We start from the raw sequence: 24477 nt of genomic DNA, 5'->3' as shown, positions 1-24477 counted from the left end.
CACCGCGGGAAAGTACGGGTCCTGCCCGTGGGATTCGGTTTTCTTACTTGGTGCCGAAGATACGGTCGCCGGCGTCGCCCAGGCCGGGAACGATATAGCCCTGGCTGTTGAGCTTTTCATCCAGCGCACCCACATAGATGTCCACGTCGGGATGGGCTTCATGCAGGGCATTCAGGCCTTCGGGAGCCGCCAGCAGGCCGATGAACTTGATGTGCTTGGCGCCGCGCTTCTTGATCTGGGTGATGGCGTCCTTGGCGCTGCCGCCGGTGGCCAGCATGGGGTCCAGGACCAGCACTTCACGCTCGGCAATGTCCTTGGGCAGCTTGCAGTAGTATTCCACCGGCTCCAGGGTCTCCTCGTTGCGGTACAGGCCGATGTGGCCCACCTTGGCGGCGGGGATCAGGTTCAGCATGCCGTCCACCATGCCCAGACCGGCGCGCAGAATGGGAACCAGCGCCAGCTTGCGGCCGGCCAGAACCTTGGTGCGGGCCAGAGCGATGGGGGTCTCCACCTCCACTTCCTCGGTGGGCAGGTCGCGGGTGGCTTCGTAGCAAAGCAGCATGGCCACTTCGCTGACCAGGTCGCGGAATTCCTTGGTGCCGGTGTTGCGGTCACGCAGCAGGCTGATCTTGTGCTGGATCAGGGGATGATCGACGATTTCAACAACGCTCATAGTGGTAGCTCCTTATTCGTGAATGATATGTTCAACTGCCCGGCAGTTCGGGGTACGGGTTCAGCGCGTTTCCAGGGCCATGACCTTTTCCACGCGGCGGGTGTGACGGCCGCCCTCAAAGGGGGTGTTCAGGAAGATGTCCACAATGGCCAGCGCCAGACCTTCTCCCACCACACGGCCGCCCATGCACAGGGCGTTGGCGTCGTTGTGGCGGCGGGTGAATTCGGCGCTGAAGGTGTCGCTGCAGCAGCAGGCACGGATGCCGTGGATCTTGTTGGCGCACATGGACATGCCCACGCCGGTGCCGCAGCACAGGATGGCGGCGGAACACTCACCGGCGACCACCGCGTCACAGGCCGGCGCGGCCAGATCGGGATAGTCGCAGCTTTCGGTGCTGTGGGTGCCAAAGTCGCGGTAAGGGATGCCCTGGCTCTCCAGATGGGCTTTGATGGCTTCTTTCAGCGCAAAGCCGCCGTGATCGGCAGCCAGCGCCACGGGGGCGGTGCGGAAATCCTTCATACTTTCTGTTGCTCCTCTGTTTTTTTACACATCGCTGTGTGTCCGGGCTTCCCGTTCGGCCCGTTCCCGCTCGGCCTGACTCAGCCGGTGATACTCCGGCAGCAGCTGGGCAGGGGGCACGGCAAGTCCATTTTCCCACATCCGGCGGGCGGCCAGCGCCACCCCGGCCCCGCGCAAGACACGCAGAGGCACCGGGCAGTCCAGCACGCCGTCGGTATTTCCAAACCTATTGTAACACAACCCGGCGCCGTCGCCAACAAAAATCAGCGGCTTTTTGCAGTCGGCCACAAATTTTTCCAGGCTGTCCACCGGGGCGGCGGCATCGGGGGTCAGCCGCTCATGGGTGGCCAGATCGAATCCGGCCCAGTAGACCTGGCCCCGGCGGGCGTCCAGAGCGCCCACCACGGTGCCTTCTCCGCTCATGCCAAACGCCAGGGCTTCCAGGGTGGAAACCCCGGCACAGGGCACATCTCCCACAAAGGCCATGCCCTTGACGGCGGAAAGCCCGATGCGCAGCCCGGTAAAGCTGCCCGGTCCGGCGGTCACGCCGAACAGGTCAATGTCCTTGCAGCGCAGGCCGCAGGCTTTCAGGGCGGCGTCCACCATGGGGATCACCGTCTCGCTGTGGGTCAGACCGGTGTTGGTGTTGCATTCATACAAAAGGGTGTCGTCCCGCATCACCGCCACGGCGGCGGTGCGTCCGGCGGTATCAATGGCCAGAATGTTCATGGTTTCCTCCCTTTACGCCGGGTCTTCAATGGTGATCCGGCGGGTGGTGTCGTCCAGGCGCTCGATGTGGATGCGCATGGGATGTTCCAGTGCCAGGATGTCGGCGCAGTTCTCGCTCCATTCGGCGGCCACAATGGCCCCGCTGTCCAGATAATCGTAGAACCCGGCGGAAGCCAGATCATTCTCGGTATGGATGCGGTACAGATCAAAATGAGCCAGCGGCCGGGGCCCGCGGTAATAGTTCACAATGGCAAAGGTGGGGCTGGACACCGGGTCGGTGCAGCCCAGCCCTTCGGCCAGACCCTGGCAGAAGGCGGTCTTGCCCGCGCCCAGTCCGCCGGTGAAGGCGATCAGGGTCCCGGGAGCCAGGGTGGGGGCCAGACGGCGCCCCAAAGCCACGGTCTCTTCGCGGCTGTGTGTCATATATTCCTGCATGGCGCGCATACTCCTTGTGGTGAAAACTCAGACGGATTCATTATACACCGTTTGGGGATATTTGTAAAATTTTACCCCACGTGCGGGGGTATCTGGCGCAATTTGCGCCGCTGCGCTATAATAGACCCAACCGGAACCGTTTGCACAAAAGGCGGCGGGGCCGGATGCGTCCCGAATTTCCCGGAAAGGAGACTCCCTATGCTCACCCTTGCCCGCCGGTATCTGCGCCGTGCCGATGCCCTGTACCTTGCCATGTGCATGGTGTGTTCCGCCCTCAGCGTCCTGGTGCTGATGTCGGTGGAACGCAGCCAGCTTGGCGGGGCTTACAGCAAGGCTTCGGTGCAGGTGATCGCCAGTCTGCTGGGCGTGATGCTGGCCGTCATCGGTTCCACGGTGGATTACCGTGCTCTGGCCCATGCCTGGCCGCTGCATGCGGTGGTCACCTGGGGGATGGTGCTGCCCACCCTGTTCCTGCACAATGTGCGGGCCGGATTTGTGGTCATCGGGTATGATGCGGGCGGCACCTCCAATTACAGCTGGTACAAGATCGGCGGCATGACCTTCCAGCCTGCCGAACTGGCCAAGATCAGCTTTATCCTCACCCTGGCCTGGCATCTGGACCGGGTGCGGGGCAAGGTCAACCGTCCGCTGAACCTGCTGCTGTTGCTGCTGCATGTGGCGCTGCCGGTGGCGGCCATCCATATCCAGGGGGACGACGGCACCGCCCTGGTCTTTGCGGGCATCGGCGTGGTCATGCTCTTTGCGGGTGGCCTAAGCATCCCTCTGGCCCTGGGCGGGCTGGCGGCAGCCATTGCCGGGGGGACAGCCCTGCTCATCACCAACCCGGGCATCCTGAAAGGGTATCAGTTCCAGCGGATCCTGGCAGTTCTCACCCCGGAGGATCCGGCTTTGTCCGATATCGCCTACCAGCAGAACAAGGCCGCAATGGCCATCGGTACCGGCGGGCTGACAGGGCAGGGGCTGTTCCGGGATGAGAGCATCTTCATCCCCAACGCCTGGAACGATTTCATCTACAGCTATCTGGCCAACGCCGCCGGCTTCCTGGGAGCCATCCTGGTGCTGGTATTGCTCTTCGGCATTATGGCCCGCACCCTGCGCACCGCATACCGCAGCGTGGATCTGCTGGGGCGGCTGATCTGTACCGGTGTCTTTGCCGCCCTGTTCTGGCAGTGCATCATCAACATCGGCATGAACCTGCAGGTGCTGCCGGTCATCGGTGTCACCCTGCCTTTCTTCTCGGCAGGCGGGTCCAGCGTGGTCATGGTCTACCTCAGTGTGGGCCTGGTCATGAGCGTGGGCCTCACTTCCCGCCGCAGCGCCGGTCTGGCTGTGCCCATCGAGTGACCCCAGACAGACAAAAAGCAACCGCCCCGCGGGGATCCTTCCCGCAGGGCGGTTTTTCTGTGGGGCCGCAGTTACGGCGCGTGGGGTTCCGGACCGGCACGGCGCGCTTCCGGTTCCTGGTAGAACAGGGCCGGGATCAGCGCCAGGGAGGCCACGCCCACCACGATGAAGATGGTGCGGGCCAGCCAGCCCAGGCTGCCGCCCAGCAGCCAGCCGATGGCGTTCAGGCCCCAAATGCCGTACACGCCCCAGTTCAGGCCGCCGACGATCAAAAGCAGCAGCAGTACTTTGGAAAACATAGAACGAAACATGATAAAATCCCCTTTCCGGTTTTAGTCTTTGCCGGAAAGGGGATCTTTATACCATCAGTTTTTCAAAGCCTGCATGGGAGCGGGGATCCGTCCGCCGCGATGGATCATCACCGCGGGGCTGAACTTGCTGATGGGCATGATGGGGGCGTGGCCCAGCAACCCGCCGAAGTCCAGCACATCTCCGGCCTTGTGGCCGATGGCGGGAATCACGCGCACGGCGGTGGTCTTGCTGTTGACCATGCCGATGGCGGCCTCGTCGGCGATCAGGGCGCTGATGACCTCGGCGGGGGTGTCGCCGGGGATCACCACCATGTCGATGCCCACCGAGCAGACGGCGGTCATGGCTTCCAGCTTTTCCAGGGTCAGACTGCCGCATTCGGCGGCTTTGATCATGCCGTCATCCTCCGAGACGGGGATAAAGGCGCCGGACAGCCCGCCCACATGGTTGGAGGCCATGACGCCGCCCTTCTTGACGGCGTCGTTGAGCAGGGCCAGACAGGCGGTGGTGCCGCAGCAGCCGCAGCTTTCCAGGCCCATCTCCTCCAGGATGTTGGCCACGCTGTCGCCGATGGCCGGGGTGGGGGCCAGGGACAGGTCGATGATGCCCGCGGGCACGCCCAGGCGTTCGCTGGCCAGATTGGCCACCAGCTGGCCCAGACGGGTGATCTTGAAGGCGGTGCGCTTGACCAGTTCGGCCACTTCGTCCATGGGGGCGTCCTTGGGCAGCTTGGCCAGGGCGGCGCGCACGGCACCGGGGCCGGAAACGCCCACGTGAATTTCACAGTCCGGCTCACCGGGACCGTGGAAGGCGCCCGCCATGAAGGGGTTGTCCTCCGGCGCATTGCAGAAGACCACCAGCTTGGCGTCACCCATGCACATGTTGTCCTTGGTCAGTTCGGCGGTTTCCCGGACCACCTGCCCCATCAGGGCCACCGCGTCCATGTTGATGCCGGATTTGGTGGAACCCACATTGATGCTGGAGCACACCAGATCGGTTTCAGCCAGGGCGCGGGGAATGCTCTTGATCAGGCGGGTATCCCCGGCGGAAAAGCCCTTGTGCACCAGGGCACCGTAGCCGCCGATGAAGTTGACGCCCACCGTCTTGGCGGCGGCGTCCAGGGCCTTGGCGTAGTCCACCGGGTCGGCGTCGGGGGCAGCTCCCAGCAGCATGGCGATGGGAGTCACGCTGATGCGCTTGTTCACGATGGGAATTCCGTACTCATCCGAAATGCCGTCCACCACCTTCACCAGGTCCCTGGCCCGGGTGGTGATCTTGTTGTAGATCTTTTCGCAGGCTTTCTTGCCGTCGGGGTCAATGCAGTCCAACAGGCTGATGCCCATGGTGACGGTGCGCACGTCAAGATTCTCGGCGGTGAGCATCTCGATGGTTTCCATAATGTCGCCGCTGTTCAAAATTTTCATCTGTCTGCCGCCTTTCCCTTACACCTTGTGCATGGCGTCAAACACTTCCTGACGCGTAAAGGTGACTTGCATGCCCATCTGTTCACCCAGGGCGGCAAAGTGCTCGCGCACCGCACCGGGTTCCACGGTGCAGGCGCTCAGATTGACCAGCATGATCATGCAGAACATGTTCTGCATGATGCTCTGGGTCACGTCCTCAATATTGATGTTCAGCTCGGCGCACACAGCGCTGACCTTGGCCACGACACCCACGGTGTCCCGCCCGATGACAGTGATGACAGCTTTCATGGTTAAGCACCTCTTTTAGCATGTTCGGTTTGTTTTGACCTTGCTATTATACCAGATATTTCCCGGTTTGGATATCTTTTTTCCCTCCGCGGGGCAAAAATTGCGCCCGGTGCCCCGGCATGTGTGCAAAATGCGCATAATTGTGGTATAATGGCGCCGTATAAATCACAAAGGCCCGGCCATGGCCGGACCATTTGTCTGCATGGAGGGATATTGCATGAACGATCCGCGTTTTGCATCGATCGATGCTTTTGCCGAACAGAACCGGGACGCCATCCTGCGGGATATCACCCGTCTGGTGGCTGTGCCCAGCGTGGAGGGCACGCCTGCTCCCGGTGCGCCCTTTGGCCCCGGACCCCGCGCCGCCCTGGACAAGGCGCTGGAAATTGCCGCTGAACTGGGTCTTGCCACCCACAATGCCGACGGCTACATCGGCTGGGCCGAGACCGGCCCCGTGGCCGATGGCCAGAAATACCTGGCCACCATCACCCACTGCGATGTGGTGCCCGAGGGCAATGGCTGGGATGCCGACCCCTACACCGTCCGGGTGCGGGACGGCTGGCTGCTGGGCCGCGGTGTGGCCGATGACAAGGGCCCTGCCATTCTGACCCTGTACGCCCTGAAGTACCTCAAGGACAACGGCGTGGCGCTCAAGTATCCCGTGCGTGCCCTGCTGGGCGTGAACGAGGAGACCCGTATGGAAGATGTGGACTACTACGCCGAACACTATGAGCAGCCTGCCTTCTGCTTCACCCCGGACGCCGAGTTCCCGGTGTGCAACGGCGAAAAGGGCGGTTTCAACGGCGAGTTTGTGTCGCCGGTGCTGGAAGGCGGCATCATCCGCGATTTTGCAGGCGGTGTGGCCCACAACGCCGTGCCCGACCGGGCTTTCTGCGTGGTGGCGGTACCGGCTTCCCGCCTGAAGGCAGGCGCCGGCCTGACCTTCACCGAGGAGAACGGCCTGACCACCATCCGTGCCGTGGGCAAGAGCGGCCATGCCGCCACGCCGGAAGGCACCATCAACGCCATCAGCCTCATTGTCAGCTGCCTGCTGGAAAGCGGTGTCTGCTCCGAGACCGAGACTGCCTATCTGCAGGTCCTGGCCAAGCTGCATGCCTCCACCGACGGCAGTGCCCTGGGCATTGCGGCGGATGACGGCCTGTTCACCCCGCTGACCATCATCGGCGGCACCATCGAATGCAAGGATGGCTGCCTGCGCCAGACATTTGACTGCCGCTATCCCACCAACACCGATGCCGACAAGCTGACCGCCGCCATGCAGGCGGTGTGCGGCACTGCCGCCAAGCTGGAAAACCTCACCAGCCGGGTACCCTTCTATATCGACGCCGGCAGTCCGGCCATCCAGACCCTCATCAACACCTACAACGAGGTCACCGGGGAAAACCAGAAGCCTTTCACCATGGGCGGCGGCACCTATGCCCGTCACTTCCCCTATGCGGTGAGCTTCGGCCCCGAACACGCCGACCTGCCCCTGCCGGAATTTGCCGGCCCCATGCACGGTGCCAACGAGGGTGCCAACTTCGACAAACTTATCGAAGCGCTGAAGATCTATATCCTGGCGCTGCTGCGCCTGCAGGAGATCGAACTGTAACCGGTTCTTTCCCGCAGCCGTCCGGCCGCCCGTCCCCAACCGCAGAAACGGCCGGACGGGCGGCCTCTTTTTATACTTGTGGGCGAAGACACGTTCTTTTTTTGTGCAATTTATGTAAAAATCCGCAAACCACTGGCATCCTGCCGAAAAAAGGTGTAAAATAAAACGGTTACCGACAAAAGAAATGCCGCATACGCGCTTTGCCAACCCACATAGGAAGGAAACGTTATGTCAAGCAAACAAAAGAGAAATACAAAACAGGGATTTTGGTCCCGGCTCAATGCCAGGGGCAAAATGTATTTTGTACTGGGCATCTGCTGTGCCGTGGTTTTTGTCACTTCACTGGTGGCATTCCTCATTGTGCACGGGCTCAGCCTTCCGGCAGGGGACTCCGCCGACAGCCAGGGGACCGAGGCAATGGTGGATGAACAGGGCTACGACAAGGACCAGAATACCATTGACACCGCCCAATATACTTCCACCATTCTGGAACAGAGCGATGATGCCGGTCAGGAGTATGTGGACGAGACCCTGTTCCTGGGCGATTCCAATACAGCGCGTATGTATCGCATGTTCGATTACTGCACCTACGATAATGCCATCGGGTCTGTGGGCATGTCGGCGAGGTCCCTGGCCACCTATGAATGCGTCAAGTTCCAGGGGATTTCCGGCTACAAGACCATGCCCGAAGCGGTGGCCATCATGCAGCCCCGGCGAGTCATCATCACCTTCGGCACCAACGATCTGAGCCCTTCCAACAGCACCGACAATTTTATTGCAAGCTATGAAAAGGGCATCAAGGCGGTGCAGGAAGCCTATCCCAGCGTGGACATCATCATCAACTCCATTCCGCCTCTGGGCAAGCAGCATTCCAACGAAAGCCTGACCCAGACCCAGGTGGACGAATACAACAAGGCTATCGTAGAGATGTGCCAGGAAAACGACTGGAAGTTCCTCAACAGTGCCGAAGTGCTGAAGGATTCTTCCACCGGATACGCCAAGAGCGGCTATGTGGAAACCAGCGACGGCATCCATCTGACCCGCACGGCCATGGATGCGCTGTTTGAATACATCCGCACCCACAGCTATATCACCGAGGACGACCGCCCGACCCTGACCAGCGTGCCCAAGCACATTGAGGACAAGGACGTGAGCGCCAGCACGGCTTCCACCGTGACCACCACCACGCCGTCCTCTTCCAGCAGCACCTCCTCTTCCAGTGAGGCGCAGGCCACCGAGACTCCCACCGAGCAGCCTGTGGTATCGCCCAGTTACAGCTGGCGGACCGAAGTTGTGAATCCGACCTGTACCGAACAGGGTTACACCAAACATATCTGCAACGAAGATTCCAGCCAAAACTATAATGACACATATGTGGCAGCGCTGGGCCATACCGCACCCAATGCGGAAGGCAAGTGTGACCGCTGTGGTGCGCAGTTGACTACACCGCCGTCTTCCAACGATCAAAGCTCCGGCGGACAGAGTTCCAGTACACCGCCGGACTCTTCCAGCAGCACCACAACACCGGATTCTCAGCCCAGCCAGCCGGATTCTTCTCAGACGCAAACGCCGACGGAGACGGTACAGCCTGTGGAAACTCCCGCGCAGAACACGGATAACCAGTCTCCCGAAAACCAGGTCCCCGCGGATCAGACCACCACCGAAAACGTTGACCAGACCCCCGCGGCCTGAACATACAAAAATGCCACCGACCATTCCGGCCGGTGGCATTTTTGGTTCTTATTCCAGATCGGGCAGGGGCAGATCTTCTGCCTTCATGGAGCACAGCTGCTCCAGGGTGATTCCGTCCACATACTGGTCGATGACCTGACGCAGCCCATCCCAAAACCCGATGGTATGGCACTGGGACCGGCGCGGACAGACTTCGGCCTGACTGGCCAGACAGGGGATGGGCACCAGGTCGCCCTCGATGGCGCGCAGGATATCCCCGGCCGTGATGCCGGATGCCGGACGGGTCAGACGGTACCCGCCCTGGCTGCCCCGGCTGCTGCTGACCAGACCGGCACGCGACAGGGGCGTAACGATCTGTTCCAGATATTTCTGGCTGATGCCCTGGCTGTCACTCACACTTTTCAGGGAAAGGGTTTCCTCCGGCCCGCGGTTGGCCAGTTCCACCATCAGGCGCAGGGCATAGCGGTCTTTGGTCGAAAATTTCATGGGGATTCTCCCTTCCAAAAGGATAGCACCCTTATCATACCAACTTTACGGCCTTCAGGCAAGCAAAACATAGAAAAAATATAGGAAAACTTTGCTTCCCGCTTCTTTTTTGCGGCGAAAGGCTTGACACAGGCAGACAAAGGGGGTATACTGTCAGCATTCCAACCGAAATTGCAGGAAAGGGGATGCTGTCATGACTTGTAACGAACGCCGTGATGGTATGATGATGTGCATGTGCAGTGGGCTTCGGCAACCTGCGCATGTTTCCCCTTGCCCGTTTTTCGGGGCTTGAGGCAGGAAACAGCAGCGGCAGGGCGCCGAAAGCGCCCTGCCGCTTTTTTGTTTGTCTGTCCCTGCCTGTATGAAAAAGGAGGAGCTCTTATGAAGACCGGCCCCAAGTGCCGTCAGCCCGGTGTGCGAATGTGCCGCCGCTGAAAAAACGCCCCGTCCCCGCACTTTGTGCAAATCCATAGAATTATAAAGGAGAACACATCATGAAAAAGAAGAAACTTCTGTCCGGCCTGCTGGCCGCCGCCCTGACCCTGAGCCTGGCTGCCTGCGGCAGCGCACCCGCTTCCGAAAGCACCTCTGCGCCTGCTTCCGACAGCACCGCCGCCACCTCCGACACCGCCACCTCCGAAACCACCTCCCTGACCGGGGATGGATTCGACTCCACCGTGGACTATGAGGCCCTCAAGGGCACCACCATCACGGTGGCTGCCTCTCCGGTTCCCCACGCCGAGATCCTGAAGGTGGCGGGTGAGATCCTGGCCGAAGCCGACATCAACCTGAAAGTGGTGGAATTCACCGATTACATCCAGCCCAACAAGGCCACCGAGAACGGGGAAGTGGATGCCAACTACTTCCAGCACGGCCCCTACCTGGAAAACTTCAATGAGGAGAACGGCACCCACCTGGTGAGTGTGGCCGCCATCCACTACGAGCCCCTGGGCCTGTACCCGGGCAAGACCAAGACCCTGGATGAGCTGGCCGACGGCGCCCAGATCGGCGTGCCCAACGACACCACCAACGAAGCCCGCGCCCTGCAGCTGCTGGCTGCCCAGGGCCTGATCACCCTGAAGGACGGCGCCGGTCTGACCGCCACCAAGAACGATATCGTGGACAACCCCAAGAACCTGAACATCGTGGAGATGGAGGCTGCCCAGCTGCCCCGTCAGCTGGCCTCTCTGGATATGGCCGTCATCAACGGCAACTACGCCACCGAAGCCGGCTTCTATTCTGCCGATGACGCCATTGCCGCCGAGGATGCCGACAGCGAAGCTGCCCAGACCTACGCCAACGTGCTGGTGGTGAAGGAAGGCAACGAGGAGACACCCGCCACCAAGGCCCTCATCGCCGCCCTCAAGAGCCAGAAGGTCAAGGACTACATCACCGATACCTACCACGGCGCTGTGGTTGCCATTTTCTGAAAAACATGATAGCATAAAAGCGGGAACGCCCGGTACCCGGCGTTCCCCTTTTTATGAAAACACAACGCGGCTGTCTGCGGCCCAGGGCGTAGGCCCTGGCACAAGCCCTGTGGGAGGAATCACAACCATGATCGAACTGCAACATCTGACCAAACGGTTTGCCACCAAGGCGGGCACGCTGGTCGCACTTCAGGATATCTCCCTGACCATCCAGGACGGGGATATCTTCGGCATCATCGGTATGTCCGGTGCAGGCAAGTCCACCCTGGTGCGCTGCATCAATATGCTGGAAAAGCCGGACGAGGGCAGCGTCATCGTCAACGGACGCCGGATGGAGACCCTGGATGCCCGCGGCCTGCGGGAAGCGCGGCGGGAGATCGCCATGATCTTCCAGCAGTTCAACCTGCTTATGCAGCGCAACTGCCTGAAAAACGTCTGCTTCCCCATGGAGCTGGCCGGTGTTCCCAAGGAGAAGGCCGAAGCCCGTGCCCGGGAACTGCTGGAACTGGTGGGCCTGCCCGATAAGGCCGAAAGCTACCCGGCCCAGCTTTCCGGCGGCCAGAAACAGCGGGTGGCCATCGCCCGTGCCCTGGCCACCGACCCCAAGGTCCTGCTGTGCGACGAAGCCACCAGTGCCCTGGACCCCAACACCACCCATGCCATCCTGCAGCTGATCCAGAACATCAACAAGGAGCTGGGCATCACGGTGGTCATCATCACCCATCAGATGAGCGTGGTGGAACAGGTCTGCCAGAATGTGGCCATCCTGGATGCCGGCAAGGTGGTGGAGCAGGGCTCCGTGGCGGAGATCTTCTCCAACCCCAAGACCCCGGCGGCCCGCCGTCTGGTCTTCCCGGCCGGCGCGCCCCAGGGCGAACTGCCCGCCGGTCACCGTCTGGTCCGGGTGGCCTTCAACGGTACCCAGACCACCGACAAGCCTCTGGTGGCCAGTCTGGCCATCGAGTGCGGGGCCCTGGTCTCCATCGTGGCGGCGGACACCCGTATCGTCAACGGCCAGACCCTGGGCAGCATGCTCCTGGCTCTGCCCGATAACGCTGATGAGGCCGAAAAGGCCATCGCCTATATCCGCACCTATCCCGGTCTGACGTATGAGGAGGTACAGGCATAATGGAATTTCTGTTTGCTTCGGATGAATGGCAGGTCCTGATGGACAATCTGCCCAACCTGCCTTTCGCCACCTGGGAAAGCTTTTACGCCACTGCCATCTCCACCTTGCTGGCCATGGTGGTGGGCCTGCCCCTGGGCGTGCTGCTGGTGGCAGGGGAGAAGGACGGCGTCCTGCCGCTGCCCGGTTGGCTCATGACCCTGCTCAATGCGGTCATCAACCTGCTGCGCAGTGTACCCTTTTTGATCCTGATGATCGCGGTGCTGCCCTTGTCCATGTTTGTGCTGGGCACTTCCATCGGCACCCCGGCTTCCATCATCCCGCTGTTCATTGCGTCCTTCCCCTTCGTCTCCCGCCTGGTGGAAACCAGCCTGCGGGAGGTGGACGGCGGCGTGATCGAAGCGGCCCAGAGTATGGGTGCCACTCCCATGCAGATCATCACCAAGGTGATGATCCCCGAAAGCCTGCCCAGTCTGATCGCCAACGCCACCATCGCCATGACCACCATCCTGGGTTACTCGGCCATGGCCGGCATCATCGGCGGCGGTGGTCTGGGCCAGATCGCCATCAACTACGGCTACTACCGTTACAAGTACCTTATCATGGTGGTGGCCACCGTGCTGCTGGTGGTCATGGTGCAGATCTTCCAGTCCATCGGCACCTGGCTGGCCGTCCGCTGTGACAAGCGCCTGCGCAAGTAACCGGCAATCGTTTCCATACAGCAACGCCCGTCCCCGGCAGACCGCCGGCGGCGGGCTTTTTCTTCGGATGGGGCAGATTTTGTCGGTCACAATTCGTTCAAATTTTGTTACCAATTTCTTCAAACCCCTTTTAAACGTTTGCCACATTCTCCCTGTATACTTATAACTATCAAAAGGAACTGAAAAACAAAAGACAAACGGCCCCGGTGCCGAAACCTACTTACTGCGCCCTTTGCCAATGCGAGGACCGGCCGCAATCGCGGCCAAAGATCCGGCAAAGGCCAGACAACCAACAATGCCGGTCCCCAACCGGCTTCATATACATTCCCCCTTACATATGGCAAGCAACACAAACCCCCGCCTTCCGTGGCCACGGAAGGCGGGGGTTTGTGTTTGATACCTATGGGAAGGTTACAGGGCGGCAATATCCCGGAGCAGGGCATCCACATCCTCGTCCCGGGTTGCCCAGCTGGTGCAGAACCGTACCAGGGTCTTGCCGGACTCCACGCTGCCCATCTCGCTGACGCTGTACTTTTCCTTCAGCTTCTGCAGCCAGCCGTCCGGCAGGACGGGGAACTGCTGGTTGGTGGGGGAGTCATACCGCATGGTGCAGCCCTTGGCCGTAAAGGCGTCCCGGATGCGCATGGCCTGGGCGTCGGCCTTTTTGGCAAGAGCCAGATACGGCATGGCGTCGCCCTCGCCTTCCAGCAGGGCCAGGAACTGCAGACCTAGAAGCCGGCCCTTGGCCAGCATGCCGCCGTGCTGTTTGATGGCATAGCGGAAATCCTTCTGCAATGCGGGATTGACCAGCACCAGCGCTTCGCCGAAAAGGGCCCCGCATTTGGTGCCGCCCAGGTAGAAGACATCACACAAAGCGGCGTAATCCTTCAGGGCCAGGTCGTTGGCCTCACTGGTCAGACCATAGGCCATGCGGGCGCCGTCCACAAAGAGGTACAGCCCGCAGTCGCGGCAGACCTGAGAAAGCTCGGCCAGCTCGCTCTTGGAGTACAGGGTGCCCCATTCGGTGGGGTTGGAGATGTACACCATGCCGGGTTGGACTTCGTGTTCATGGCTGGGATTGGCCCGGTGCGCTTCCACGGCGGCCCGCACCTGGGCGGCGCTGATCTTGCCGTCATGGTTGGGCAGGGTCAGGCATTTGTGGCCGGTGGCCTCCACGGCGCCGGTCTCGTGCACATGGATGTGCCCGCTGTCCGCGCACAGAACCCCCTGCCAGGGCTTGAGAGCGGCATCGATTACCGTGAAATTGGCCTGGGTGGCGCCCACCAGGAACTGTACATCGGCATCGGGAGCGTCGCACAGGGTGCGGATGCGCGCCCGGGCCTGTTCGCAGTAGGTGTCCTCCCCGTAGCCGGGGGTCTGTTCCAGATTGGTGCGGCAGAGTGCGTCCAGTACCGGGGCGGCCGCACCCTCGCCGTAGTCACATTCAAAACGGATCATAAAAGGGTATACGCCTCACTTTATTTATTCATACAGGGGGAACCGCGCGGTCAGATCAGCCACCCGTGCCGCCACGTCCTCTTTCTTGTTGTCGAAGTCGAAGATGCAGTCGGCAATGCAGTCGGCAATGATCTTCATTTCCGCAGGTCCCATGCCGCGGGTGGTCACGGCGGGGGTGCCCAGACGAACGCCGCTGGTCACAAAAGGACTGCGCTTTTCACCGGGAACGGTGTTCTTGTTGGCGGTGATGTGCACCTCGTCCAGATTGTGCTCCAGCTCCTTGCCGGTGCAGTTTTCCTCGCTCAGGTCCACCAGCATCAGGTGGTTGTCGGTGCCGCCGGACACCAGCTTCACACCCCGGGCGGTCAGGCCGTCAGCCAGGGCCGCGGCGTTCTCCACGATCTTGCGGGCATACTCCTTGAAGGCGGGGGAGAGGGCTTCCCCGAAGCAGACCGCCTTGGCGGCGATCACATGTTCCAGCGGGCCGCCCTGGGTGCCGGGGAAGATGGCGGAGTTGATGCGCTTGGCAATGTATTCGTTGTTGGTCAGGATCAGGCCGCCCCGGGGACCGCGCAGGGTCTTGTGGGTGGTGGTGGTCACCACATCGGCGTACGGAACCGGGTTCTGGTGCATGCCGCCGGCCACCAGGCCAGCGATGTGGGCCATATCCACCATGAGCATGGCGCCGTAGCCGTGGGCGATCTGGCCCAGCTTTTCAAAGTCGATGGCCCGGGGATAGGCGGAAGCGCCGGCCACCAGCAGCTTGGGCCGGACCTTGGCCACCTGCTTGGCCAGGGCATCGTAGTCGATGAATCCGTTCTCGTTGACGCCGTAGGAGACGAAGTGGTAGTTCTTGCCGCTCATGTTCACCGGGGAACCGTGGGTCAGGTGCCCGCCCTGGGACAGATCCATGCCCATGACGGTATCCCCCACATTGAGCAGGGCAAAGTAGACGGCCAGGTTGGCCTGGGCGCCGGAATGGGGCTGTACGTTGGCGTACTTGGCGCCGAACAGCTCACAGGCACGGCGGATGGCGATGTTCTCCACCTCGTCCACATACTGGCAGCCGCCGTAATAGCGGTGCCCGGGGTAACCCTCGGCATATTTGTTGGTGAGCACACTGCCCATGGCGGCCATGACGGCGGGGGAGACAATGTTCTCGCTGGCAATCAGCTCAATGTTCTGGCGCTGGCGTCCCAGTTCGCGCTGCATGGCGGCGCCCAGTTCGGGGTCGGCGGCTTCCACAAAGCCGATGGTGTTCATCATATCCTGGTACATGGCAAGCTCCTTTCATCAGGCGGGCGGTCACAGGCTGCCCTTGGTGGAAAGGACCCCCTCAATGCGGGGATCCTGGCGGGTGGCGGCGTCCAGGGCCTTGGCAAAGGCCTTGAACAGCGCCTCCAGTTTGTGGTGGTCGTTTTCACCGTACAGCACCTTCAGGTGCAGGTTCATGGCTGCCGTGTAGGACACGGCATAGAAAAACTCCCGGGCCATCTGGGTGTCCATGCCGCCGCAGTTCTGGGCGGCAAACGCCGCATCGTACACCAGGTACGGCCGGCCGCCCAGGTCCACGGCGCACAGGGCCAGGGTCTCGTCCATGGGCAGCATGCAGCTGCCGTACCGCACGATCCCCGCCTTGTCGCCCAGGGCCTTGGCAATGGCCATGCCCAGGGTGATGCCGGTGTCCTCGATGGTGTGATGGCTGTCCACAAACAGATCGCCCTCACACTTGACGGTCAGGTCGAACAGCCCGTGGCGGGCAAACCCGTCCAGCATGTGGTCGAAAAAACCGATGCCGGTGTGCAGGTCGGCGCGCCCCGTTCCGTCCAGATCGATGGTCACGGTCACACGGGTCTCCCGGGTCTGGCGGGTCACCGTTGCCGAACGTCCCATATCCATCCCTCCTTTATGATTGGCTGGCCGTATCTTTTTTCCGTGCCGGGTCCGGCCAGCGGGTCCCGGGCACAAAGTAGTCGGCAAATTTGGTGGGCAGCTCCTGGCCCAGGCGGGTCACACCGCCGTACAGATGCTTGGAACACACCGCCCGGACCCGGTCAGCATCCTTGTCGGCGATGGCCTGCAAAAGGTCGTCATGCTCCCGCACGATCTCCTCGAAATTGCGGGCTTCCACCAGATCCAGCATCCGGAACCGGGAATAGCTGTTCTGGTTGGTCTGGATCAGCTTCCACAGCTGATCCTTGCCGGTGGCGGTGAACCAGTATTCGTGCAGGCAGCTGTCCAGATGATAGAACGCCTCCGGTACGGGATCCGGCTGGGCCACCAGCCGCCGCAGGGCGTTGTTGCGTGCCTGCAGCTGTTCCATCTGCTCCGGGGTACACAGGGCGCAGAAGTCCAGCAGCACCGCGGTCTCCACCGCCACCCGCAGATAGATCTGCTGGCTGATGGTATCAAAATCCAGGCGGGTCACATGGGTGGATTTGTAGGGGGTGACCTCGATCAGGCCGGCAATGCGCAGCTCCTGGAGCACGCTGCGGATGGGAGTGCGGGAAACGCCGAACTCCTCGCACAGGGCATTTTCCCGCAGCACAGCGCCCGGTTTGCGCTGCAGAGACATGATCTCGCTGTATAATTGCTTGTAAATATCACGGCTTGTATAATTTTGCGTCACGAAAAACGGCTCCTGTTCTGATATGTACACCATATAAGGTATAGTACAAAATATACCATTCCCATGCTGCATCGTCAACCCAAAGGGCCTGGAGAGCGCAGTCCCGCAATTTTCGCATACTGTTTACGATTTGGCAACACATTCGGAGGGCCTGCGCGCTAAAATAAGGGTAAACAGGGTGCGGAGTCTGCGGGGCTGCCGTACCGAACCGGCATTGCGGGCCGGCTTTTTTCGGAAAGGAACTTACACGCAATGGGCAAGATCATCGGAATTGATTTGGGCACCACCAACAGCTGTGTGGCGGTGGTGGAAGGCGGCCGTCCGGTCGTCATCCCCAACAGGGAAGGCCAGCGCACCACACCTTCGGTGGTGGCCTTTACCAAAACGGGGGAACGCCTGGTGGGGGACCCTGCCAAGAGGCAGGCCGTCACCAATGCGGACCGTACCGTCAGCAGCGTCAAGCGAAGGATGGGCAGTGATGTCCGCATCCCCATTGATGGAAAATGCTATACACCCCAGGAGATCAGCGCCCTGATCCTGCAGAAACTGCGGGCGGACGCCGAGGCCTATCTGGGCGAACCGGTGACCGAGGCCGTCATCACCGTGCCGGCCTACTTCAATGATGCCCAGCGGCAGGCCACCAAAGATGCCGGACGCATTGCCGGCCTGAATGTCCGGCGCATCATCAATGAACCCACGGCCGCGGCCCTGGCATACGGGCTGGACAACGGCAAGGCCCAGACCGTCATGGTCTACGACCTGGGCGGCGGGACCTTTGATGTCTCCCTGATCCAGATCGGGGACGGCATCGTGCAGGTGCTGGCCACCTGCGGCGACAACCATCTGGGCGGCGACGACTTTGATGAGCGTGTTGCCAACTGGCTGATGGAAGATTTCCGCACCGAGCACGGCATCGACCTGCACAATGACCCTGTGGCGGTCCAGCGCCTGCGGGAGGAATCGGAAAAGGCCAAAAAAGAACTATCCAGCGCCCGACAGGTGGAGATCAACCTGCCCTTCATTGCCACCACCGCCACCGGCCCCCTGCATCTGCAGCGTACCCTGACCCGGGCCAAGTTCGACGAGCTCACCTCCGATCTGGTGGAGCGGACCGCATTGCCGGTGAAAAACGCCCTGCGGGACGCGGGGCTGGCGGCCAACGACCTGGACCAGGTACTGCTGGTGGGCGGTTCCACCCGCATCCCCGCGGTGCAGGCCAAGGTAATGCGGATGGTGGATCTGGAACCCTCCAAGACCCTGAACCCGGATGAATGTGTGGCCCTGGGAGCTGCCGTACAGGGGGGACGGCTGGGGGGCGAGGTGCTGGCCAGCGGGGGAGAGAGCCTGCTGCTCATGGATGTGACGCCGCTGACCCTTTCCATCGAGACGGTGGGCGGTGTGGCCACCCACCTGATCGAGCGCAACTCCACCATTCCCACCCGGTTTTCCAAGATCTTCACCACCGCCGCCCCCTTCCAGTCCACCGTGGAAATCAAGGTGCTGCAGGGGGAGCGGGAGTTTGCCCGGGACAACAAGCTGCTGGGCACCTTTACCCTGAAAGGCATCAAGCGGGCCTGGGCCGGTGTGCCGCAGATCGAAGTGACTTTTGACATCGACGCCAATGGAATCGTGACGGTCAGTGCCAAGGATCTGGGCACCGGCAAGCAGCAGAGCATCACCATCACCGGCACCTCCAACCTGAGCGAGGAGGAGATCCAGCGGGCCATGCGGGACGCGGCCATGTACGCCGGACAGGACAAGGAGCGCAAGGCCGCTGTGGAGGCGCTGAATGCCGCCGAAAGCGCCCTGTACCGGGTGAACATGGCGCTGGGCAGCAAGGCGGGCAAAGCCCTGGACCGGGAGAGCAAAGGCCGCATCAAGGACGCGGAAAAAGCGCTGGAAAAGCAGACCCGCCGCAAGAAAGCCGAGACCATGTCTCCGGCGGACACCCAGGCGGTGGTCACTGCCCGGGAAAATCTGGAACAGGCGGCGGCTTCATTGCTCAGCGCCTGGGAGACGGAACAGCGCACCGCTCCCCAGTAAGAACCAAATAAAAAAAGAGGCTTCCCTCTGAAGGGAAGCCTCTTTTGCTGTTGTTGGAGGAGGGAAAAGGACCCTTTACAGGTAGCTGGGTTCCTCCCGCCGCTGACCGGCCAGGGAAGGACGGTCCAGCACGGCACCGGCGCCCAGGGCCACACAGTCCAGGGGCGCCTCGGCAATGTGCACCTCAATGCCGGTCTCGTTCTGGATCAGGGTGTCCAGCCCGCGCAGCAGGGCACCGCCGCCGGAGAGCATGATGCCCCGGTCGATGATGTCGCTGGAAAGTTCCGGCGGGGTGCATTCCAGGGTATCCTTGATGGCGTCCACAATGCGCAGCAGGCACTCATTCATGGCCTCCCGCACCTCCTCGGAGCGGATCAGGATGTCCTTGGGCAGACCGTCTACCAGATTGCGTCCTTTGATCTCCATGGAGGTCTCGGGGTCCTGGGGACAGGCGGAGCCGATCTCCATCTTGATCTGCTCGGCGGTGCGTTCGCCCACCAGCAGATTGTATTTCCGCTTGATAAAGGCAATGATGCTCTGGTCCAGGGCGTCGCCGGCACAGCGCACGCTGCGGCTGGCCACAATACCGGACAGACTGATCACCGCCACCTCGGCAGTGCCGCCGCCGATATCCACGATCATGCTGCCCACCGGGTCGGTGGTAGGCAGGCCGGCACCAATGGCGGCGGCCATGGGTTCCTCGATCACCGTGACCTGTTTGGCACCCGCCCGTACAGCAGCCTGCCGCACGGCCCGACGCTCCACCTCAGTCACGCCGGAAGGCACGCAGATGACCACCCGGGGACGGGCAAACAGGCTTTTGCCGCAGGCCTGACGGATGAAACTCTGGAGCATGGCGGCGGTGATGTCAAAGTCGGCGATGACGCCGTCCTTCAGGGGGCGCACCGCCACAATGGACCCCGGCGCCCGGCCGATGACCGCCTTGGCTTCGTGGCCCACGCTGCGCACCCGCAGTTCGTCGGTGCGGGTATCCACCGCCACCACGCTGGGTTCCCGCATGATGATGCCGCGGCCTTTCATGTACACCAGGGTGTTGGCGGTGCCCAGGTCGATGCCGATATCTTTGGTAAACATGTTGTGCAGTCCCTCGCTGATGCTGTGAAAAAATCGGGTCAGAAAATTTGCCATGATACTCTCCTTTGCGCCGGGTTCCCGGCACAAAGGGCGGTCACAGCGCCATGAACTGGCTCAGCAGCTGTGCCGTACGGTGGACGGGCAGACCCATAATGTTGTAATAACATCCCTCAATGCCGCTGCACCACAGTGCGGCGTGTCCCTGAATGGCATAGGCGCCGGCTTTGTCATAGGGTTCCGGCGTGCGCACATAGCGCAGCAGGTCTTCCTCCGCAATAGGGGCAAAGTGGACGCGGGACGTTTCCACACAGTAGGCGGCATGGCCGCTGCCGCAGACGCAGACACCCGTATGTACCAGATGGGTGCGGCCGGACAGGGCCCGCAGCATGCGGGCGGCATCCGCCTCGTCCCGGGGTTTGCCAAAGACCTCCCCCTCGCATTCCACCACCGTGTCGCAGCCCAGAACGATATCCTCCGGGTGCTGGACCGATACCGCCCGGGCCTTGGCCACGGCCAGGGCCTGGGCCAGATGAGCGGGGCAGTCGGCTGCGATCTTGCTTTCATCCACATCGCTGGCACAGACGGTGAAATTCTTGGTGATCAGGGCAAGCAGTTCCCGGCGGCGGGGGCTGCCGGAGGCAAGGATCAAAGACATGGGATGTTTCCTTTCGTTGGCTATTATATAGCGCTGTCAGATCAAATTCTGACGAAATCTAGGGCACAGACCAAAAACGGCCCGTCCCTCAGCCCCGGCCGGTGGAGCCGAAGCCGCCTTCTCCGCGGGCGGTGTCGCCCAGGGTGTCGGCGGCCACAAAGTCCGCCTGCCATACCGGGGCAATGCACAGCTGGGCCACCCGTTCTCCGGGTGCAATGGTGTAGGCTTCGGTGCCCAGGTTCACCATGGGCACCTTCAGTTCCCCGCGGTAGTCGCTGTCCACCACGCCCACACCGTTTGCCATGCACAGCCCGTGCTTGATGGAAAGCCCGCTGCGGGCATACACCAGGGCCACACATTCGGGACCGGGCAGTTCAATGGCCAGACCGGTGGGGACCAGTACCCGCTGCATGGGTTCCACGGTCAGGGGTGCGTCCAGCAGAGCGCACAGGTCGGCGGCCGCCGCACCGGCGGTGGCGTAGGCGGGGGCCTTGGCGGCCGGATCCAGCCGCTTGAATTTAACGGTCTTGCGTTCCATATTGTCTCCTTTTTTCAAAAAGGCTTAACCAGTATAGTATAATCCCCGGGTGAACTCGCTGTCAAATCCCCGGCCCGCCAGCAGCATCTCCAAAATCTGGTGCACCCGGTCGGGGGCTTCCAGTGTGAAGGCGGCCAGGGCAAAATCGGCGGGCAGTTCGCCCAGCCGGTCGCCCATGTACAGGGGCACCGGATTGTAGACGGTGCGGATACCGGCCATACCCGGCGCCGAGCACCGCACCGGGAAATCCCGGCCCTTGCGGTCCCGCAGGCTGCCGCTGTGGGGACAGCCCTTGCAGTCCCGCACGTTGCGCAGGGGACAGGCCCGGGTCAGCATCAGGGGCATGTGCCCGTAGCACAGGGCGGCGGTGGGCACGCCGGGGTCCAGGAGCCGCATGGCGGGCAGGGGCGTTTCGGGATGGACCAGCATCCCCTGCAGCCCCAGCTCCCGCCAGCGTCCGGCAGCCACCGGGTTGGTCACATTCAGGCCCATGCCGCCGTACCGGGGCAGGGAAGTGGCGTACCGCAGGTGGGCGGGATTGTTCAGGACCACGCCCCGGAATCCCTGTCCCTCGCAGCCGGCCAGGGCGGTCTTGACCGCCTCCTCGGCAGCGCCGAAGCACACCCGGGACAGTTCCAGCAGGGTGCGGGAACGCAGAGCTTCAGGCAGCTGGGCGGCCTGACTCACCGGCAGCACCAGAAAAGCCAGCCTGTCGGTCAGATCTGCGGGGATCTGCTCCGCCCGCTCAAACCGGGCAGCCAGGGTGGGTACACCGGGGCGGCGGGGTGCCCAGACAGGCAGGGAACAGGGCTGCACAGACTTGGGGGCGGGGGCGCTGCGGAATTCCAGCAGCCGCTCCAGGACCTCCCGGCGCAGCTCGTTCCACTCGCTTCCGGGCAAAAAGGCGGTGTGCGCCTCTTCGGGCAGCTTGATTTCGCCCACACAGAAGGGAGTGCCGCCGGTCTTGGACAAAGCCCGGGTGATGGCATCGCTCTGGTCCTTCTGGGCGGCCTGGGGCGCGGTGCGGCTCACAGCCCGGGCAGCGCGGCCTTCCCCGTCCTCGGCAGTGAGGGCGATGCCGTCGGGCAATACTTCCACACGGAAGGTCACCGGGATCCGGGACAGTTCCCGCCGGAACAATTCCCGGGCTTTGGGGGTGGCGGCCCGGGTGGCGTCGGCATCTGCCTGGGTGCGCACGCCGAACATGTTCTTGCCGTTGCGGCCCACCAGATACCCATCGGTGAAGCCGGAACGGGAGAAAATGTCCCGCAGCAGGGCTTCATCGTAGGCCTTGCCTTCCCGGGCGCACCGGCAGGCGGTCACGGCCGCGGCGGCATACTCGGGGGTACGCAGCCGGCCTTCAATTTTTACGCTGGCCACGCCGGCGTCCATGAGCTGTGCCATATAAGGCACCAGATCCATGTCCTTCAGGCTCAGATGGCAGGCCGTCCCGGGCTGACCGGGACGCAGGCCGGGGGTGGCGTCAAAGGGCAGGCGGCAGGGGCCGGCGCAGGCGCCGCGGTTGCCGCTGCGTCCGCCCAGAAAGGCGCTCATCATGCACTGTCCGCTCACCGCCATGCACATGGCTCCGTGGATGAACACCTCCACCTCGATGGGACTGGCCTTGACCACCGCCCGGATCTCCTCCAAAGAGAGCTCCCGGGCCAGAATGACCCGGTCGTAGCCCATTTCGGCCATCTGTCGGGCTCCCTCGGGGGTGTGGATGGTCATCTGGGTGGAGGCGTGCAGATGGACTTCGGGGGCCATCTGTTTCACCAGGGCCGCCACCGCCAGATCGTCGGCGATCACCGCGTCGGCGCCGGCTTCGGCCACGGCGCGCACCGCATCGGCCAGACCGGGCAGTTCCGGTCCGAACACCAGGGTGTTCAGGGTCACATGGACCCGCACCCCACGGGCATGACAAAAGCGCACGGCGTCACAAAGCTCCTCCGGCGTGAAATTGCCGGCGCTGCGCCGTGCGTTGTATCCCGTCAGGCCCAGATAAACAGCATCAGCGCCGCTGAACACAGCGGCGCTAAGCATCTGTGCGTTTCCGGCCGGGGCCAGGATCTCCGGCCGCGGCGTTTGGATGGGCAGGCTCATCAGTTCAGAGCGGCGTCCCGCAGGTTCAGGCGGCGGCGCAGATCATCCACCTGCTTGCGCAGGGCATCGTTTTCCCGGCGCAGCTCTTCGGCGGCCATCTTGGCGGAAGCCGCGTCCTCCAGATAATTCTTGATCTGGCGGCGCATGTTGTCGGCGCTGCCGCTGGCCTTTTCCAGCTCATCGCGGTAGCTCAGGGCGGTCATCACGGCAGCGGTGGTGATGGACACGGTGTTGGAGGAGGACATCAGCTCGTTCATGTCCAGGTTCAGGCGGTCGGCCAGGTTCTGCATATAGTCTTCACTCTCGGTGGTGGAAATCACATAGCTGGAACCGCAGATATTCAAACGTACTTTCGAAGTAGGCATATGGAAACTCCTTTGCAACATAAATTTTTGATGCACAAATTTTTACCGTCAAAGCAGACTCTTACGCTAGTATCCACAGATATACTCTATTATAGTATAATTTCGCCCCGAGAAAAAGCCCTTTTGTGTAAAAATGCAAAATTCACGCGATGGGGGCAAAAACCCTTGCTAAAAGGGAAAAATTTTACTATAATGAAAATCAAGTGGTTTGCTGAACAAGTGTCAAACCCCGGATTCAGTACCCCAATGCGGCCCGCCGGCTGGCTTTTGGCCCCGCAGGTGCGGCTTGGCAAAAACGAGAAAATCTGTAAAAGGAGAGAGCCGTTTTGGTGAAATATACGGAAAAAGAGTTTGATAAGCTGCTCAAGGATACCCTGATGAGCGAGTGCAACGTCACCCTCGATGTGGCCTCGGTGGACCAGATCTACCGCTGCATGGCCGCCATCGTCCGTCAGATCATGTCCGATCAGCAGAAGAAGTTCCAGGCCCGCACCCTGGGCGAAGGCAAAAAGCAGGTCTATTACCTCTGCATGGAGTTCCTGATGGGCCGCAGCCTGCGCACCAGCCTGTTCAACCTGGGGCTGAACAAGGTCGCCGAAGCCGTGCTGGAAAAGGCCGGCGTCAACATCGACAGCATCTACAACCAGGAACCGGATGCCGGCCTGGGCAACGGCGGCCTGGGCCGTCTGGCTGCCTGCTATCTGGACGGCATGGCCACCGACTGCATCCCCGGCACCGGCTATTCCATCCTGTATGAGTACGGCATCTTCAAGCAGAAGATCGTGGACGGCTGGCAGCAGGA

At 61.9% G+C, this 24477-nt stretch carries 25 protein-coding genes; 8 read left to right on the top strand and 17 right to left on the bottom strand.

What is annotated here, in order from left to right:
- Nucleotides 1-43: 43 nt before the first annotated feature.
- From upp to tsaE, 4 genes are read right to left on the bottom strand one after another with little or no spacing between them, the layout of a single operon-like run.
- Nucleotides 44-673, bottom strand: a complete 630-nt coding sequence (upp, locus tag Q0K17_RS02920; RefSeq protein ID WP_294539767.1) for a uracil phosphoribosyltransferase — start codon at nucleotides 671-673, stop codon at nucleotides 44-46.
- A 60-nt stretch (nucleotides 674-733) separates the two neighbouring features.
- Nucleotides 734-1192: a ribose 5-phosphate isomerase B gene (gene rpiB / locus Q0K17_RS02915; RefSeq protein WP_294539764.1), complete on the bottom strand. Its 459-nt coding sequence runs from the start codon at nucleotides 1190-1192 to the stop codon at nucleotides 734-736.
- 24 nt (nucleotides 1193-1216) lie between these two features.
- Nucleotides 1217-1921, bottom strand: coding sequence for a tRNA (adenosine(37)-N6)-threonylcarbamoyltransferase complex dimerization subunit type 1 TsaB (gene tsaB / locus Q0K17_RS02910; RefSeq protein WP_294539761.1), 705 nt, complete (start codon nucleotides 1919-1921; stop codon nucleotides 1217-1219).
- Nucleotides 1922-1933: 12 nt separating this feature from the next.
- Complete coding sequence (gene tsaE / locus Q0K17_RS02905) at nucleotides 1934-2356, bottom strand: tRNA (adenosine(37)-N6)-threonylcarbamoyltransferase complex ATPase subunit type 1 TsaE (protein ID WP_204648721.1); 423 nt, start codon at nucleotides 2354-2356, stop codon at nucleotides 1934-1936.
- Between the two features lie 198 nt (nucleotides 2357-2554).
- On the opposite strand from tsaE, the gene Q0K17_RS02900 reads away from it, so the two are divergent.
- Nucleotides 2555-3721, top strand: coding sequence for an FtsW/RodA/SpoVE family cell cycle protein (locus Q0K17_RS02900; RefSeq protein WP_294539753.1), 1167 nt, complete (start codon nucleotides 2555-2557; stop codon nucleotides 3719-3721).
- A 71-nt stretch (nucleotides 3722-3792) separates the two neighbouring features.
- Here Q0K17_RS02900 and Q0K17_RS02895 read toward each other — a convergent pair whose 3' ends face one another.
- The 3 genes from Q0K17_RS02895 to Q0K17_RS02885 form a co-directional block, all read right to left on the bottom strand.
- A complete protein-coding gene (locus Q0K17_RS02895) occupies nucleotides 3793-4020 on the bottom strand; it encodes a DUF378 domain-containing protein (RefSeq protein WP_294539751.1) in 228 nt (75 codons plus the stop codon).
- A gap of 66 nt (nucleotides 4021-4086) precedes the next feature.
- The gene (locus Q0K17_RS02890; RefSeq protein ID WP_294539748.1) at nucleotides 4087-5454 is read right to left on the bottom strand and encodes a PFL family protein; all 1368 of its coding nucleotides are present in this window, start codon (nucleotides 5452-5454) and stop codon (nucleotides 4087-4089) included.
- Nucleotides 5455-5472: 18 nt separating this feature from the next.
- Nucleotides 5473-5742 (bottom strand): ACT domain-containing protein, encoded by a 270-nt coding sequence (locus Q0K17_RS02885; RefSeq protein WP_294539745.1) that lies wholly within the window; start codon nucleotides 5740-5742, stop codon nucleotides 5473-5475.
- A 217-nt stretch (nucleotides 5743-5959) separates the two neighbouring features.
- Between Q0K17_RS02885 and Q0K17_RS02880 the strand changes: the two genes are divergently transcribed.
- A complete protein-coding gene (locus tag Q0K17_RS02880) occupies nucleotides 5960-7354 on the top strand; it encodes a Sapep family Mn(2+)-dependent dipeptidase (protein WP_294539744.1) in 1395 nt (464 codons plus the stop codon).
- Between the two features lie 294 nt (nucleotides 7355-7648).
- Entirely contained in the window at nucleotides 7649-9046 is a 1398-nt protein-coding gene (locus Q0K17_RS02875; protein WP_294539742.1) for an SGNH/GDSL hydrolase family protein, read from the top strand.
- Nucleotides 9047-9094: 48 nt separating this feature from the next.
- Here the strand turns inward: Q0K17_RS02875 and Q0K17_RS02870 are convergent, their stop codons facing one another.
- The gene (locus tag Q0K17_RS02870; RefSeq protein ID WP_294539740.1) at nucleotides 9095-9532 is read right to left on the bottom strand and encodes an Rrf2 family transcriptional regulator; all 438 of its coding nucleotides are present in this window, start codon (nucleotides 9530-9532) and stop codon (nucleotides 9095-9097) included.
- A 494-nt stretch (nucleotides 9533-10026) separates the two neighbouring features.
- Between Q0K17_RS02870 and Q0K17_RS02865 the strand changes: the two genes are divergently transcribed.
- The 3 genes from Q0K17_RS02865 to Q0K17_RS02855 all read left to right on the top strand — a co-directional run bounded on the left by Q0K17_RS02865 (nucleotide 10027) and on the right by Q0K17_RS02855 (nucleotide 12789).
- Nucleotides 10027-10962 (top strand): MetQ/NlpA family ABC transporter substrate-binding protein, encoded by a 936-nt coding sequence (locus tag Q0K17_RS02865; protein WP_294539738.1) that lies wholly within the window; start codon nucleotides 10027-10029, stop codon nucleotides 10960-10962.
- Between the two features lie 127 nt (nucleotides 10963-11089).
- Entirely contained in the window at nucleotides 11090-12091 is a 1002-nt protein-coding gene (locus Q0K17_RS02860; protein WP_294539736.1) for an ATP-binding cassette domain-containing protein, read from the top strand.
- Nucleotides 12092-12129: 38 nt separating this feature from the next.
- Entirely contained in the window at nucleotides 12130-12789 is a 660-nt protein-coding gene (locus Q0K17_RS02855) for a methionine ABC transporter permease (RefSeq protein WP_294539817.1), read from the top strand.
- Between the two features lie 411 nt (nucleotides 12790-13200).
- Here the strand turns inward: Q0K17_RS02855 and Q0K17_RS02850 are convergent, their stop codons facing one another.
- The 4 genes from Q0K17_RS02850 to Q0K17_RS02835 are packed head-to-tail and all read right to left on the bottom strand — an operon-like array spanning nucleotide 13201 to nucleotide 16876.
- Nucleotides 13201-14247, bottom strand: a complete 1047-nt coding sequence (locus Q0K17_RS02850; RefSeq protein ID WP_294539733.1) for an aminotransferase class I/II-fold pyridoxal phosphate-dependent enzyme — start codon at nucleotides 14245-14247, stop codon at nucleotides 13201-13203.
- 24 nt (nucleotides 14248-14271) lie between these two features.
- Complete coding sequence (gene glyA / locus Q0K17_RS02845; protein ID WP_294539730.1) at nucleotides 14272-15525, bottom strand: serine hydroxymethyltransferase; 1254 nt, start codon at nucleotides 15523-15525, stop codon at nucleotides 14272-14274.
- 27 nt (nucleotides 15526-15552) lie between these two features.
- A complete protein-coding gene (hisB, locus tag Q0K17_RS02840; RefSeq protein ID WP_294539727.1) occupies nucleotides 15553-16140 on the bottom strand; it encodes an imidazoleglycerol-phosphate dehydratase HisB in 588 nt (195 codons plus the stop codon).
- Nucleotides 16141-16153: 13 nt separating this feature from the next.
- Nucleotides 16154-16876, bottom strand: coding sequence for a GntR family transcriptional regulator (locus Q0K17_RS02835; protein WP_294539724.1), 723 nt, complete (start codon nucleotides 16874-16876; stop codon nucleotides 16154-16156).
- Nucleotides 16877-17128: 252 nt separating this feature from the next.
- On the opposite strand from Q0K17_RS02835, the gene dnaK reads away from it, so the two are divergent.
- Complete coding sequence (gene dnaK, locus Q0K17_RS02830; RefSeq protein ID WP_294539721.1) at nucleotides 17129-18919, top strand: molecular chaperone DnaK; 1791 nt, start codon at nucleotides 17129-17131, stop codon at nucleotides 18917-18919.
- Between the two features lie 75 nt (nucleotides 18920-18994).
- Here dnaK and Q0K17_RS02825 read toward each other — a convergent pair whose 3' ends face one another.
- The 5 genes from Q0K17_RS02825 to Q0K17_RS02805 all read right to left on the bottom strand — a co-directional run bounded on the left by Q0K17_RS02825 (nucleotide 18995) and on the right by Q0K17_RS02805 (nucleotide 23675).
- Nucleotides 18995-20014 (bottom strand): rod shape-determining protein, encoded by a 1020-nt coding sequence (locus Q0K17_RS02825; protein ID WP_294539814.1) that lies wholly within the window; start codon nucleotides 20012-20014, stop codon nucleotides 18995-18997.
- 94 nt (nucleotides 20015-20108) lie between these two features.
- Nucleotides 20109-20669, bottom strand: coding sequence for a Maf family protein (locus tag Q0K17_RS02820; protein WP_294539718.1), 561 nt, complete (start codon nucleotides 20667-20669; stop codon nucleotides 20109-20111).
- 88 nt (nucleotides 20670-20757) lie between these two features.
- Entirely contained in the window at nucleotides 20758-21207 is a 450-nt protein-coding gene (gene dut, locus Q0K17_RS02815; protein ID WP_294539716.1) for a dUTP diphosphatase, read from the bottom strand.
- Between the two features lie 24 nt (nucleotides 21208-21231).
- Complete coding sequence (locus Q0K17_RS02810) at nucleotides 21232-23310, bottom strand: U32 family peptidase (protein ID WP_294539713.1); 2079 nt, start codon at nucleotides 23308-23310, stop codon at nucleotides 21232-21234.
- The gene (locus Q0K17_RS02805) at nucleotides 23310-23675 is read right to left on the bottom strand and encodes a cell division protein ZapA (protein WP_294539711.1); all 366 of its coding nucleotides are present in this window, start codon (nucleotides 23673-23675) and stop codon (nucleotides 23310-23312) included. The genes Q0K17_RS02810 and Q0K17_RS02805 overlap by 1 nt, the downstream gene beginning before the upstream one ends.
- Nucleotides 23676-24052: 377 nt before the next feature.
- On the opposite strand from Q0K17_RS02805, the gene Q0K17_RS02800 reads away from it, so the two are divergent.
- Nucleotides 24053-24477 (top strand): glycogen/starch/alpha-glucan phosphorylase (locus Q0K17_RS02800; RefSeq protein ID WP_294539812.1); only part of this gene is annotated, 425 nt, incomplete at its 3' end.

Origin of the sequence: uncultured Gemmiger sp., assembly GCA_944388105.1 — a bacterium.
In the GTDB taxonomy this organism is placed as follows: domain Bacteria; phylum Bacillota; class Clostridia; order Oscillospirales; family Ruminococcaceae; genus Gemmiger.
Note: the sequence above shows the minus strand (reverse complement) of the source record. Positions and strands in the feature narration are given on the sequence as shown.

Excerpts from the sequence above, each read along its gene's own strand:
- upp (WP_294539767.1), bottom strand. The coding sequence starts at position 673 with ATGAGCGTTGTTGAAATCGTCGATCATCCCCTGATCCAGCACAAGATC.
- rpiB (WP_294539764.1), bottom strand. The coding sequence starts at position 1,192 with ATGAAGGATTTCCGCACCGCCCCCGTGGCGCTGGCTGCCGATCACGGC.
- tsaB (WP_294539761.1), bottom strand. The coding sequence starts at position 1,921 with ATGAACATTCTGGCCATTGATACCGCCGGACGCACCGCCGCCGTGGCG.
- tsaE (WP_204648721.1), bottom strand. The coding sequence starts at position 2,356 with ATGCAGGAATATATGACACACAGCCGCGAAGAGACCGTGGCTTTGGGG.
- Q0K17_RS02900 (WP_294539753.1), top strand. The coding sequence starts at position 2,555 with ATGCTCACCCTTGCCCGCCGGTATCTGCGCCGTGCCGATGCCCTGTAC.
- Q0K17_RS02895 (WP_294539751.1), bottom strand. The coding sequence starts at position 4,020 with ATGTTTTCCAAAGTACTGCTGCTGCTTTTGATCGTCGGCGGCCTGAAC.
- Q0K17_RS02890 (WP_294539748.1), bottom strand. The coding sequence starts at position 5,454 with ATGAAAATTTTGAACAGCGGCGACATTATGGAAACCATCGAGATGCTC.
- Q0K17_RS02885 (WP_294539745.1), bottom strand. The coding sequence starts at position 5,742 with ATGAAAGCTGTCATCACTGTCATCGGGCGGGACACCGTGGGTGTCGTG.
- Q0K17_RS02880 (WP_294539744.1), top strand. The coding sequence starts at position 5,960 with ATGAACGATCCGCGTTTTGCATCGATCGATGCTTTTGCCGAACAGAAC.
- Q0K17_RS02875 (WP_294539742.1), top strand. The coding sequence starts at position 7,649 with ATGTATTTTGTACTGGGCATCTGCTGTGCCGTGGTTTTTGTCACTTCA.
- Q0K17_RS02870 (WP_294539740.1), bottom strand. The coding sequence starts at position 9,532 with ATGAAATTTTCGACCAAAGACCGCTATGCCCTGCGCCTGATGGTGGAA.
- Q0K17_RS02865 (WP_294539738.1), top strand. The coding sequence starts at position 10,027 with ATGAAAAAGAAGAAACTTCTGTCCGGCCTGCTGGCCGCCGCCCTGACC.
- Q0K17_RS02860 (WP_294539736.1), top strand. The coding sequence starts at position 11,090 with ATGATCGAACTGCAACATCTGACCAAACGGTTTGCCACCAAGGCGGGC.
- Q0K17_RS02855 (WP_294539817.1), top strand. The coding sequence starts at position 12,130 with ATGGACAATCTGCCCAACCTGCCTTTCGCCACCTGGGAAAGCTTTTAC.
- Q0K17_RS02850 (WP_294539733.1), bottom strand. The coding sequence starts at position 14,247 with ATGATCCGTTTTGAATGTGACTACGGCGAGGGTGCGGCCGCCCCGGTA.
- glyA (WP_294539730.1), bottom strand. The coding sequence starts at position 15,525 with ATGTACCAGGATATGATGAACACCATCGGCTTTGTGGAAGCCGCCGAC.
- hisB (WP_294539727.1), bottom strand. The coding sequence starts at position 16,140 with ATGGGACGTTCGGCAACGGTGACCCGCCAGACCCGGGAGACCCGTGTG.
- dnaK (WP_294539721.1), top strand. The coding sequence starts at position 17,129 with ATGGGCAAGATCATCGGAATTGATTTGGGCACCACCAACAGCTGTGTG.
- Q0K17_RS02825 (WP_294539814.1), bottom strand. The coding sequence starts at position 20,014 with ATGTTTACCAAAGATATCGGCATCGACCTGGGCACCGCCAACACCCTG.
- Q0K17_RS02820 (WP_294539718.1), bottom strand. The coding sequence starts at position 20,669 with ATGTCTTTGATCCTTGCCTCCGGCAGCCCCCGCCGCCGGGAACTGCTT.
- dut (WP_294539716.1), bottom strand. The coding sequence starts at position 21,207 with ATGGAACGCAAGACCGTTAAATTCAAGCGGCTGGATCCGGCCGCCAAG.
- Q0K17_RS02810 (WP_294539713.1), bottom strand. The coding sequence starts at position 23,310 with ATGAGCCTGCCCATCCAAACGCCGCGGCCGGAGATCCTGGCCCCGGCC.
- Q0K17_RS02805 (WP_294539711.1), bottom strand. The coding sequence starts at position 23,675 with ATGCCTACTTCGAAAGTACGTTTGAATATCTGCGGTTCCAGCTATGTG.